This window comes from Aequorivita antarctica (assembly GCF_007997155.1).
In the GTDB taxonomy this organism is placed as follows: domain Bacteria; phylum Bacteroidota; class Bacteroidia; order Flavobacteriales; family Flavobacteriaceae; genus Aequorivita; species Aequorivita antarctica.
The window spans coordinates 66,376-79,666 of the sequence record NZ_VORT01000001.1 but is presented as its reverse complement, the minus strand read 5'-3'; the positions used below and the strand labels follow the sequence as shown (position 1 = coordinate 79,666).

The 13,291-nt window shown below is 38.3% G+C and carries 8 protein-coding genes; 7 read left to right on the top strand and 1 reads right to left on the bottom strand.

The genetic code is table 11. The features are described from left to right. Nucleotides 1-4 precede the first annotated feature (4 nt). Complete coding sequence (gene pbpC, locus ESU54_RS00365) at nucleotides 5-2,374, top strand: penicillin-binding protein 1C (protein ID WP_262510795.1); 2,370 nt, start codon at nucleotides 5-7, stop codon at nucleotides 2,372-2,374. Nucleotides 2,375-2,427: 53 nt separating this feature from the next. On the opposite strand, the gene ESU54_RS00360 is transcribed toward pbpC, so the two are convergent. Then, nucleotides 2,428-3,948 carry a T9SS type A sorting domain-containing protein gene (locus tag ESU54_RS00360; protein ID WP_160113240.1) on the bottom strand — a complete coding sequence of 507 codons (1,521 nt, stop codon included), beginning with the start codon at nucleotides 3,946-3,948 and terminating at the stop codon, nucleotides 2,428-2,430. A 75-nt stretch (nucleotides 3,949-4,023) separates the two neighbouring features. On the opposite strand from ESU54_RS00360, the gene ESU54_RS00355 reads away from it, so the two are divergent. From ESU54_RS00355 to ESU54_RS00330, 6 genes are all read left to right on the top strand, one after another. Further along, a complete protein-coding gene (locus ESU54_RS00355; protein ID WP_235004510.1) occupies nucleotides 4,024-4,275 on the top strand; it encodes a hypothetical protein in 252 nt (83 codons plus the stop codon). 140 nt (nucleotides 4,276-4,415) lie between these two features. Next, nucleotides 4,416-4,904, top strand: coding sequence for a GbsR/MarR family transcriptional regulator (locus ESU54_RS00350; protein WP_111843094.1), 489 nt, complete (start codon nucleotides 4,416-4,418; stop codon nucleotides 4,902-4,904). 11 nt (nucleotides 4,905-4,915) lie between these two features. Then, entirely contained in the window at nucleotides 4,916-6,052 is a 1,137-nt protein-coding gene (locus ESU54_RS00345) for an efflux RND transporter periplasmic adaptor subunit (protein WP_111843095.1), read from the top strand. A gap of 20 nt (nucleotides 6,053-6,072) precedes the next feature. Next, on the top strand, nucleotides 6,073-9,270 hold the full coding sequence (locus tag ESU54_RS00340) for an efflux RND transporter permease subunit (protein ID WP_111843096.1): 3,198 nt from the start codon (nucleotides 6,073-6,075) through the stop codon (nucleotides 9,268-9,270). Between the two features lie 40 nt (nucleotides 9,271-9,310). Next, entirely contained in the window at nucleotides 9,311-10,705 is a 1,395-nt protein-coding gene (locus tag ESU54_RS00335) for an efflux transporter outer membrane subunit (protein ID WP_170253241.1), read from the top strand. Between the two features lie 102 nt (nucleotides 10,706-10,807). After that, nucleotides 10,808-13,291 (top strand): beta-mannosidase, encoded by a 2,484-nt coding sequence (locus ESU54_RS00330; protein WP_111843266.1) that lies wholly within the window; start codon nucleotides 10,808-10,810, stop codon nucleotides 13,289-13,291.

The window sequence follows — 13,291 nt, the reverse complement described above, 5'->3', positions numbered from 1 at the left end:
TCCATTGAAATTTGACAAAACTGAAATAAAAAAAAGAATCAGCAGGCACAAAATAAAACTCAGTGTCCTGCTGGTCTTATTTGTGTTTTGGCTCTTCTGCCTTCCTTCACCTTTATTTGATGTTCCCACCGCAACCGTTGCTGAAAGCAGCAGCGGACAAATGCTCGGTGCTCGGATTGCCGATGATGGTCAATGGCGATTTCCGCAGATGGATTCCGTTCCGCATCGGTTTGAAAAATGTATTCTTTATTTTGAGGACGAACATTTTTATTGGCATCCTGGCTTTAATCCAGTTTCTATTTCAAAAGCACTTTGGAACAATCTTACCAGCGATTCCCGTCGTGGCGGAAGTACGATTACCCAACAGGTTATCCGTCTTTCCAGACAAAATAAAGGGCGGACATATTTTGAAAAACTAATTGAAATTTTTCAAGCCACACGTTTGGAAGCGGGTTTTAAGAAAAAATCAATTCTAAATCTATACGTTTCCTATGCGCCTTTCGGCGGAAATGTGGTTGGGTTGGAAACTGCTTCGTGGCGATATTTCGGAATTCCTGCCAGCGAATTGAGTTGGGGACAATCTGCGGCATTGGCAGTACTTCCGAATGCGCCATCACTTATTTTTCCTGGAAAAAACGAAGAAATTCTGAAGCAAAAAAGAGATGCGTTATTGCTGAAACTTTTCAAAAATGAAGTGATTGATGAAACGACCTATCAATTGGCTTTGGACGAAAACTTACCGGGCAAACCTTTACCGTTACCAGAATTCGTTTCACATTTAACTGAGAAAATTCGAAAGGAACATCCGGGAAAGCGCATTGAAACAACTATTGATTTTTCTCTTCAGCAAAAGGTGAACAACATCGTAAAAGAGCAAAATTATATATTGGCACAAAATCAGATTCACAATCTCGCCGTTTTGGTTTTAGATGTAAATACTAGAGAGGTTTTGGCTTATGTAGGTAATTCCCCAACAACGCGCGAACACAATAATTTTGTGGATATTATTGAAAAACCACGAAGCACGGGCAGTATTTTAAAACCGTTTCTTTTTGCGTCAATACTTGATGCGGGTGAGATTCTGCCGAATACTTTGGTAGCCGATATCCCAACTTCGGTGAATGGATACACACCTGAAAATTTCGATAAAAAATTTAATGGCGCGGTTCCAGCTAGTGTTGCCCTTTCGCGTTCGTTGAACATTCCGGCTGTGCGAATGTTGCGCGATTTTGGTTTTCAACGCTTCTATAATATTCTTGGGAAAATAAATCAAAAAGCTATTGATAAACCAGCTGATTATTATGGTTTATCGTTGATACTCGGTGGCGCGGAAAGCAGTTTGTGGGACATTACAAAAGCCTATGCTGGAATGGCTTCAACCTTGAATTTCTTCAACATTTCTTCAAGTGAATATCGAAAAAATGAATTTGTTGAACCGATTTATTTGAAAAATGACGAGAAGATTGATTTCGGAAAAATTCAGCAAAAACCATCAGTGTGGAATGGGGGAGCAATTTACGAAGCATTCGAGGCGATGGAAAAAGTGAACCGTCCGAATGGTGAGGAAAACTGGGAGTTTTTTACCAGCAGCCAACCGATTGCTTGGAAAACCGGAACGAGTTACGGTTTTAAGGATGCCTGGGCAGTTGGCGTTACGCCAAAATATGCAATCGGCGTTTGGGTTGGAAATGCCGATGGGGAAGGCCGTCCAGGTTTGACAGGAATTCAAGCCGCAGCGCCAGTTTTGTTCGATGTTTTAAATGTTTTGCCACAAAGTGGTTGGTTCAACATTCCGTATGACGAATTGGTGGAAGCTGAAATTTGCACTAAAAGTGGTCATCTTGCGGGACTTTTTTGTGAGGAAACAAAACAGGTATGGATTCCAAAAAACGGAACAAGAACGGAAGCTTGCCCGTATCATCAAACCATATTTTTGAATGCATCGGAAAATTTGCGGGTAAATTCTTCCTGTTATCCGCTTTCTGAAATGAAGCAGGAAAATTGGTTCGTCCTACCACCAGTAATGGAATATTATTATGCACAACTTCATCCGGAGTATAAAGTACTTCCGCCCTTTGCCCCAAATTGTTTACAGGAAGGCGAAAAGTTGATGGCTTTTATTTATCCGAAGAAAAATGAAGCCGTGTTGCTTCCTAAAAATTTTGATGAAAATGTGAATGAAGTTATTTTTAAACTCGCTCACCGATCCCCGGAAACTACTGTTTTTTGGTATTTGGACTCTAAGTATATCGGTAAGACCGAAACTTTTCACGAGTTGGCTGTTTCGCCAAAACCAGGCAACTATATTTTGACAGTTGTGGACAGTGAGGGCAATGAATTAAAGGAAAAAATAGAAATACAAATCCTTCAATAAAAAAGGCCATCTTTAACAGATAGCCTCTTTCAATTTATAAAATTCTGAATAAATTATTGCTTTACAAAGCGAGCGATACTTGTATTATTTTCAGAATTAATCTTTACAAGATATGTTCCTGGAGCTAATGCAGAAACATCAATGCTTTTTGATTTTTGAATTTCAGAAGTATATACTTTCTTGCCCAAAACATCAAAAATCTCAACTAGATAATTTGAAGAGGCATCACTCAATTCAATAGTAATTTGCTCGTTTGCTGGGTTTGGATAAAGACGGAATTCCATATTTTGAAAATCTTCAGTTCCCAAGATTGTGTTTTCATAACGTGCAACAAATATTGTTTCATCTTGAGCAGATGTGCCAGAAAAACCTGTTAATAGAATTTTGTTGTCAGTCTGAAGCGAAATAGCGGTTGCAAAATCGCTATTTCCATTTATATCCGTACTGACTTTTCCGTCCGTTCCAAAAGTAGTGTCTAGATTTCCATCAGTATTAAAACGCACCATGACTATATTAAAGTATTCCGATTGATATTCTGCATAGCCCGCTAAAATTAATTTTCCATCAGATTGTAGCAATATTGTGGTGGCCATCTGATAACCTAGTACAATTTGTGCAGTTACTACGCCATTGTATCCGTAAGTGCTATCAAGAGTTCCATCAGTATTCAATTTTAAAACCAAAAATTCATCATAAAACGTAGTAATGCCCCTCCATCCTCCCAAAAATATCTTTCCATCTCCCTGAACTGCAATTCCTCCAAAACGGGTGGAGTTACCAATACCACTTAAACTATAACGAACTTTTCCGTTCGTTCCAAACGTATTATCTATAGTTCCATCTGCATTGATTCTTGCGGCGGCAATACCGTAAGTATCAATAATTCCATCACCTCCCAGTAGAATTTTTCCATCTTCTTGTATTGTAAGATCCTTAACTAAGCTCAAGTTATCTTCAAATATTATAATAGACCATCCGTTTACTCCAAAGGTCGTATCTAATGTACCATCAGTATTAAATCGAGCTACTGAAAAGTTCTGGTCATTGGCTCCTGCCAAAAGGATTTTACCGTTATCTAGAATTGTCATTGCTTTAGCAACTTCATTACCTCCTGCATCAATAATAACGATTCCGTTGTTTCCGAAAGTATTGTCGAAAGTTCCATCTGTGTTAAGCCTTACTAATGCGAAGTCTCCAGAAACGTTGTCATCGGTATATCCGCCAAGAATAATTTTTCCATCCGCTTGAATTTCCATACCAGTAGCGATTGATTTTGCACTTCCCACTGGAAAGTTCAAGGTTCCATTATCGCCAAATGAGGTATCTAAAGAACCATCAGTATTGTATCTGGCAACGGCCATATTGTAGGTGGCAGCATCACCAGCGTAACCGGCAACTACAATTTTTCCATCAACTTGAGCAGAAACTGCGTTTCCTTGGTTGGCGTTTGGAGATATATCAGTAAGTACTATTCCATTGTTGCCAAAGGAAGTGTCCAAAATGCCAGATTGGGCGAAAGTAGTGGTGGCAAATAAAATAACTACTAAGAGCGTGTAAAGTTTGATTTTGATCATGACATTAATTTTAATGTAAATTATTACTTTTTGGCTACAATTCATATGATATTTGTCAGTAACGACTTTAAATCAATGAGACAAAATGATTTTTTAAACGTCACTAATTTTTACGAAAATGTAAATGAAGTTATCTTCAAATTAGCACATCATTCACTAGAAGGCACAGTGTATTGGTATTTGGATTCAAAATATATTGGGAAGACCGAAACTTTTCACGAGTTGGCTGTTTCGCCAAAACCAGGCAAATATCTATTGACAGCCGTTGACAAATCTGGCAATGAACTTCGCGAGCAAATTGAAGTGAAGTCTGCTTCCCAAAACTAATAAAATCCTCAATTATTCTTCATCCAGAGCGTAATCGAAGAACTTAAAATTTATTTAACAAAAGATTAATACCGTTTGGTTCGCAATATTCCGAACCAAACGTACTTTTGTATCTTTCAATTTAATTCATAATCTATATTTTGACTAAAAAAGAAAGCTTAATTGAGAAATTAGGTGTGCATATTGAGAACAAAGAACAGCTTGCTCCATTGGCTGCAAGAATTCTATCTACCTTGATTTTAACTGGCCAAAAAGGAGTGACTTTTGATTCTTTGGTTTCTGAACTTAACGCTAGTAAAAGTACGATTTCAACACATTTAACCACATTACAGGCTGCAAACCGAATTACCTATCACACTAAATGTGGTGATCGAAAAAAATATTTCACACTGGTTCCAGATGTGATGATAAATGCCATGAACGAAATGCTCAAAAATTGGAAAAATGAACGCGATCTACATCTTGAAATAATGGAATATAAAAAAGAAATCAATGAGGAACTTCCAGAGGACTGTACTGAACTATTTGATTTGGAGTTTCATAAAGATTATTTAGAATTTCTTTCTCAAGCAAGTGCTTCAATGGAAAAACTTCAAAAAAGGCTTACCGAAAAACATAAAAACGATTAATTAAATCAACAATGAAAAAGAAAAATTTAATGCACTCTCTTCCCATAGCTTTAGGAATGCTACTATTGTTTTCATCCTGTGGTGACGATAAAAGTTCACAACAGGCCCAAAGGGCACCACAAGCTCCAACATTGCCGGTGGTAACAATACCAACAAAGACAGTAACGGCATATACTACGTATCCTGCCAGTATTGAGGGAATTGTAAATAGCCAAGTACAGGCAAAAATTTCAGGATACATTACAGATGTTCTTGTTGATGAAGGTCAAAAAGTTAAAAAAGGAGAAACGCTTTTCCGTTTGGAAACCCAAACTTTAAGTCAAGATGCCGCTGCTGCTAGGGCCAACGTGAACGCCGCTCAAGTTGAGGTTGACAAACTAAAACCATTGGTGGAAAAAAACATCATCAGTAATGTGCAGCTAGAAACAGCTAAGGCGAAACTTCAGCAGGCTAAAAGTGGCTACAACAGTATTGCCGCAAACATTGATTACGGAAATATAAAAAGTCCCGTAGATGGTTATGTAGGTTCCATCAATTTGCGGAAAGGGGCATTGGTTAGTCCTTCGTCACAAATTCCTATGACTACGGTTGCGGACATTAGTAAAGTGTATGCGTATTTCTCGATGAATGAAAAGGAGTACCTAGATTTTATTCAAAATGCCGAAGGAAAAACGATTGAAGAGAAAATTAAAAAAATGCCTAAAGTTCGATTGTTATTGGCAAACGGAAGTCTTTATGAAGAAGAAGGAACGATTGAAACTATAAATTCACAAGTGAATGCAAATACTGGTTCTATTTCTTTTAGAGCAATATTCGACAATCCATCACGAATTTTAACGAACGGAAACAGTGGAAAAATCCAGATTCCGAAAGTGTTTACAGATGCTTTGGTTGTTCCGCAGGAAGCAACTTTTGAGCAACAGGGGAGCGTTTATGTATACAAAGTGGGTCAAGACAGCACTGCTACTTCCACAAAAATAACTATCGCAGCCGAAGTTGAAAATCTGTATGTGGTTGAAGCTGGTCTTGAAAAAGGCGATAAAATTGTAGCCAAAGGCGCCAATAAACTCCGCGGAGACACAAAAATAAAGCCGCAGGAAATGCCTTTTGACAGCATTGCCAAACCTATCGAAAAAGTTTTCAGATAACCGTTTAAGAAAAACCAATCATGTTAAAAACATTTATAGACAGACCCGTACTTTCTACGGTTATCTCGATAATTATAGTAATACTCGGAGTTTTGGGGCTATCGAATCTCCCAATCACGCAATATCCAGATATTGCGCCGCCAACTATTCAAGTAAATGCCTCCTATCCGGGAGCGAGCGCAGAGACTATTCTTGAAAGTGTTATAATTCCGCTGGAAGAACAAATTAACGGGGTAGAAGGAATGACCTATTTAACCTCTACCGCCACCAATACTGGAACCGCATCTATAAGCGTCTTTTTTGATCAGGATGTAGATCCAGATATTGCTGCTGTAAACGTTCAAAATCGCGTGGCGCGTGCGAATTCATTGTTGCCACAGGCAGTAATCCAAACCGGGGTAACCACTTCAAAACAGCAGACTTCTGCGTTGATGTTTCTTTCTTTTTACAGTGAAAACAAAGATTATGACGATACCTATCTTCAAAATTATTTGAAAATAAATGTAATCCCAGAGTTACAAAGGGTGAACGGGGTTGGTGATGTTAGTGTTTTTGGAGGAAAGGATTATTCCATGCGTATTTGGTTAGACCCACAAAAACTTGCAGCCTATAGTTTGATGCCCTCAGATGTTGTGGCTGCCCTAAAAGAACAGAGCTTGGAAGCTGCGGCGGGAGCTTTGGGTGAGAATAATGGTGAAGCATTTTCATACACAATTAAATATTCCGGGCGGTACAAAACTGAGCAACAATACAGCGATATTGTAATAAAAGCATTGGGCAATGGCGAATTTCTAAAATTGAGTGATATTGCCAAAATAGAACTTGGAGCACAATCCTATGCTGGTAGCTCAGTGACCAATGGATACCCCGCGGTAAATATGGGTATTTTTCAAACCAAAGGATCCAATGCACAGGAGATTATTGATGCCATAAAGGTTCAACTAGCAAACGTAGAACGCGACTTGCCAGATGGTATTACTTATTATATTCCTTACGATACCAATAACTTTTTGAATGCCTCCATTGAAAAAGTGGTAATGACTTTAGTTGAAGCATTCCTTTTGGTTTTCTTGGTTGTATTTATCTTTTTACAGGATTTCCGTTCAACTTTAATTCCTGCAATTGCGGTACCGGTTTCAATTATTGGAACATTTTTCTTTCTGAATTTGTTCGGATATTCAATAAACCTATTGACACTTTTTGCCTTGGTATTGGCAATTGGTATTGTGGTAGATGATGCCATTGTGGTCGTGGAGGCGGTGCACTCAAAGATTGATGAAGGCGAAAAAAGTTCCAAGAAAGCTTCGCTGAATGCGATGCACGAAATTTCAGGGGCCATTGTTTCCATTACTTTGGTGATGTCTGCAGTATTTATTCCCGTAACTTTTATAAAGGGTCCAACGGGGGTGTTTTACGAACAATTTGGTGTAACCCTAATTGTGGCGATTATCATTTCCGCAGTAAACGCGCTTACCTTAACACCGGCTTTGTGTGCTTTATTTTTGAAAGGACACGATGAAAAACAAAACAGTAAAAAGCCAGGTTTTATTCAGAAATTTTTTAACGGTTTCAATCGTGGTTTTAAGGCTACTATAAACAAATACGGTAAATCCGTTCATTACCTATACCGTCATAAATGGATTACCGTGTTCATTCTGCTTTTGGCAGTTGCAGGAATTATGTGGTCTTCATCAGTTACAAAAACTGGATTTGTACCAGATGAAGATCGTGGAATTATATTTATGAATATGGAGCTACCAGCAGGCTCTTCCATTGATAGAACCCACGAAATTAACCAAGTTCTATATCAGAAAATTAAAAATCTTCCAGGCGTTCAAGGGGTTTCTGTTATTGACGGGCGAAGTTTGATAAGTGGTGCAGGAAGCAACTACGGTCTTGGTTTTATTAGGCTTAATGACTGGAACGATCGAAAAGCCGATTCACTTTCTGTTCAATCCATTACGGGACAACTCTTCGGAATTGCCGCCCAGATTCCTGATGCTCAGATTATATTCTTTTCCCCACCAAGTATCCCAGGTTTTGGGAACTCGGCGGGTGCAGAGTTAAATTTACTGGATCGCTCCGGCGGAAGCTTTACCGATTTAGATAAAGTAAACCAGGAATTTATGGCACAACTTAGTCAGCGACCAGAAATTCAATATGCGCAATCGTCTTTCAACACGCGTTATCCGCAATATGAAATGACACTGAACGTACCGTTGGCAAAAGAATTTGGGGTTTCTGTTCAAACTATTTTCAACACGCTTCAGGGATATATAGGAAGTATTTTCGCGGCAGATTTTTCCCGTTTCGGAAAACAATATCGTGTGTATGTTCAGGCCTTGCCAGAAGACAGAGCAAGTGAGAGTGATTTGAATAGCATTTACGTGCGCACCGAAAGTGGCGAAATGACTCCGATTACGCAATTCGTCACATTAAAAAGAGTGTACGGACCGCAATCGGTAACGCGTTTCAACCTTTTCAATTCAACCAAGCTTACTGCGGCTACAGCTCCTGGATATAGTACGGGTGATGTAATTGCAGCGGTGGAAGAAGTAAAACAAAGCTTGCCAAGTAATTTTGACATTGCCTATTCAGGGTTGACTTTAGAAGAAAAAAACGCTGGAAACCAAACAACTACCATTTTTATTTTGTCCTTGGTGTTTGTTTATTTCCTACTTGCAGCACAATATGAAAGTTATTTATTGCCTTTTTCTGTATTGCTTTCTTTACCCGTTGGAGTTTTTGGGGCGTACATTACAACGCAACTCACGGGGCTGCAAAATAATATCTATTTCCAGATAGCTTTGATTATGCTTATTGGACTCTTGGCGAAAAATGCAATTCTTATTGTTGAATTTGCCCTACAGCGAAGAAAGCATGGCGAATCCATCGTTGATGCAGCAATTGACGGTGCTGAAGCAAGACTTCGACCAATTTTGATGACATCTTTCGCCTTTATTTTTGGATTGATGCCTTTGGTGCTTTCCAATGGTGTGGGTGCGGCAGGAAACCGTTCCATCGGTACGGGAGCTGTTGGTGGACTTTTTGTGGGGACTGTTTTTGGGGTATTCGTGATTCCAATTCTATTTATATTCTTTCAATGGTTACAGGAAAAAATTACAGGCCCACCGACAGATAATGAAGAAATTTCCGAAGAACTTATCGGCATTGAAACAGGCGATAAACTAATAGAAAATCCTGAAAACAATGAATAATCAAATAAATTCATCACTAAAAAATAATAAAACCAAACAGATGAAAACCAATAGAATTTATTCATTACTGTTGATTGCAAGCGTTCCGTTTTTGCTGGTTTCTTGCTTTGCGGCCAAAGATTATGAAAGACCAGAAGTGGTTAACGAAGCCAATTACAGAACGGATAATCTTACGCAAGATACTTTAACAATTGCAACGGTTTCGTGGAAAGAATTATTTACAGATCCAGCACTACAAAATTATATTGAAGAAGGACTGAAAAATAATATGGACATTCGCGTGGCGCTTCAGCAAATTAGAATAGCTGAAGCTTATGTAAAACAAGGAAAGGCGGGTTATTTTCCTTCCTTAAACGGAAAGGCACAATACACTCATCAGGAATTGCCTGCTACTAATCAATTTGGCGATATTTCTTCCATCAGTCAATACGAATTGAGCGCTGGCCTTTCTTGGGAAGCCGATATCTGGGGAAAAATTCGTAGCAATGAAAGGGCTTTTCAGGCCTCATATCTTCAAAGTGTTGCTGCCCACCAAGCAGTGAAAAGTAGATTGATTGCCAATATTGCGTCAGTTTATTATCAATTGATGGCTTTGGACGAACAAATTCGCGTTACTGAAGAAACTATAATTACGCGATCTAGAGGTTTGGAAACCACACAGGCCTTAAAAGAAGCGGGCAATGTTACGGAAGTAGGAGTAAAACAGACCGAAGCGCAATTGTACAACGCTCAGGGAATTTTAATCGATTTAAAAAACGATGCGCGTTTGCTAGAAAATACAATGTCTATTTTGTTGGGAAGCGCGCCTCACGAAATTACTCGCGGAAGTTTAGAAAATCAAGACATTGAAATGCCTTTAAAAACTGGAATCCCAGCACAATTGTTAAGAAATAGACCAGATGTAATGGCCGCTGAATTCAGTTTGATGAATGCTTTCGAGCTAACAAATGCAGCACGGGCAAGTTTTTATCCTTCATTAACGCTTTCTGCAACTGGAGGATTTCAGAATATAGAAATTGATAAACTTTTCAACGCCAATTCCCTGTTTGCAACTTTAATCGGAGGATTGACGCAGCCTATTTTTAACAAGCGACAAATTCGCACGCAATATGAGGTTTCACAAGCCAAGCAAGAACAAACCTATTTAGATTTTAGGTTTGCAATTATTAACGCTAGCAAAGAAGTTTCGGATGCGCTTTACAGTTACGACGCTGCAACTGAAAAAATTGAGGTGAAACAGAAAGAATTTGAAGCCTATGATTTGGCAACTGGTTATTCCGAACAACTTTTGGACAACGGTCTCGCCAATTATTTGGAAGTATTAAATGCACAGGAAAACGCGTTGAATTCAAGTTTGAACCTAATTTCGGCAAAAAATAGCCAACTTCAATCCATTGTTGATTTATATGAAGCCTTGGGTGGCGGTTGGCGATAGTTTTTTTCATAATTTTTTTATTGTTGATTGGTAAATCTGCCTTGTAATTTTTCAAGGCAGATTTTTTTTATGTGCTATTCTGAAAACACCTATTTTAGTGGAATGGGAAAACTTTACTTCACCTATTTCATAATTATTTTCACCTTCCTTTCCTGTGAAGAAATGCCCAATGAAACGCTTTCACTGAATGAAGGTTGGCTATTTTCAGAGACAAAAAAGGACAATTGGCAAGCTGCCAAAGTTCCCGGAACTGTACAATCAGATTTGCTGAGGTTGGGCGAAATACCTGATCCATTTCTAAAAAATAACGAAGACTCCATTCAATGGGTTTCCGAAAGGACTTGGCAATACAAAAAGCAATTTTCTGTTTCCGAAGAAATCTTAAACAGGCCCAAACATTTTTTGAAGTTTGAAGGATTAGATACTTATGCCGAAGTTTTTCTTAATGACAGCTTAATCCTTTCGGCAAACAACGCTTTCCGAAGTTGGGAAGTAGATTTAAGTGATGCATTAAAAGCTGAAAACGAATTACTCGTTGTTTTCAAAAACTCAGATTCCATCGAAAAAAGTAAGACTGAAAAGTTAGATTACGAACTTCCTGGGGGCAGTCGTGTTTTCACTAGAAAACCACAATATCAGTACGGTTGGGATTGGGCTCCAACTATAAAAACGATGAGTATTTGCCGAAATGTTTCTTTGATGAGTTATGATTTTGCGCGACTTACAGACACTTTTCTTCAAACGAAATCTATTAGCGATACGCTTGCAGAAATTGATGCAAAATTTGAAATTGAAACAGTAAAAGAGGAAGAAATTACCCTTCAAATCACAAATAAAAATACCTCCGAAACTTTTTCTTCAACCTTTAAAACCAAAGCGGGCCAAAGCGAATATCAAATACCTTTTAAAGTAAAAAACCCAAAGCTTTGGTGGACGCATAATTTAGGCGAACCATTTATGTATGACATTCAAATTGAATTAATTCATAAGGGAAGTGTTTTGGAATCCTATTCAAAAAAACATGGAATTCGTTCTATTGAATTAATTACTGAAAAAGATTCCATAGGCGAAAGTTTTTATTTCAAATTGAATGGGAAACCAGTTTATATGAAAGGCGCCAATTATGTTCCGCAACAAATGTTGGAGGCGGGTGTAAATCAAGAAAAATACTCAGGATTGATTGATGATGTGGTTTCTGCCAATATGAATATGCTCCGCGTGTGGGGTGGCGGAATTTATGAAGATGACTATTTTTATCAGCTCTGTGACGTAAAAGGAATTCTTGTTTGGCAGGATTTTATGTTCGCCTGTGCCATGTATCCTGGTGATGCAGCATTTTTGGAAAATGTAAAACAGGAAGCCATTCAAAATATAAAACGCTTACGAAACCATCCAAGCATTGCTCTTTGGTGCGGCAATAACGAAAACAACGAAGGTTGGCAGCGTTGGGGTTGGCAAGACGATAAAACCGAAGTAGAAAAGCAAGAAATTTGGGAGAATTATTATGCTCTTTTTAATCATATTTTGCCACGCGCGGTAGACAGCTTAAACCCGAGTGTATCCTATTGGGAGAGTTCGCCAAAATACGGCCGTGGCGATAAACGCTATCAGTTTGAAGGCGATGCGCACGATTGGTGGGTCTGGCACGACGGCTATCCGTTTGAACATTTTGAGGAAGAAGTACCGCGGTTTATGAGCGAGTTTGGGTTTCAGTCTTACCCGACTATTGAAACAATTAAATATGCCATTGGAAAAGATTCGGTTTCTTTGAAAGATCCAGCATTTTCAAATCATCAAAAGCACTCACGAGGTTTTCAGATTATTGAAGATTATATGGCGCGCGATTTTCCAATTCCACAAAACGCTGAGGATTATGTTTATATAAGCCAACTTTTGCAGGCGTATGGAATTTCCAAAGGAATTCACGTTCAACGCCGTTCAAAACCCTACAATATGGGAACGCTTTATTGGCAATTGAACGATTCCTGGCCCGCCGTTTCGTGGTCGAGCATTGATTATCTGGGAAATTGGAAGGCTTTGCATTATCAAGTTAAAAAGGCTTTTGAAAATATTTTGATATCTGCGGAAGAAAAAAACGATTCTTTAAAAATATTTGTGGTTAATGATACTTTTGAAACCATTACAGATTCACTTTCGCTGGAGTTGATTGATTTTGATGGAAACATAATTTATGAAAACCGAATTTCAGTTGAAAGTCTACAAAATAGTAGCAAAGTACTATTTTCCATTCCACTGAAAAGGTTGAAGTTTGACAAAGCATTTTGTGTTTTAAAAGTCAGTTTTGGGAAGCGTGAATACATTCATTATTTTTCAAAACCAAAAGATTTGAAGCTGAAGAAATATGAAATCGAAACTAAAACTGAAAAGACGAAAGAAGGATTTAGGGTAACGCTTTTCTCAAAAAAACTTCAGAAAAATGTATTTTTAATGACTGACACAAAAGGTAAATTTGAAGATAATTTTTTCGACTTGTTGCCGAACGAAACCAAGACGATTTTCTTTTCAACTCAAAGTAAAACTAAGCCAATACTTAGATTTAAAACATTGAACCAATTCATAAAATAG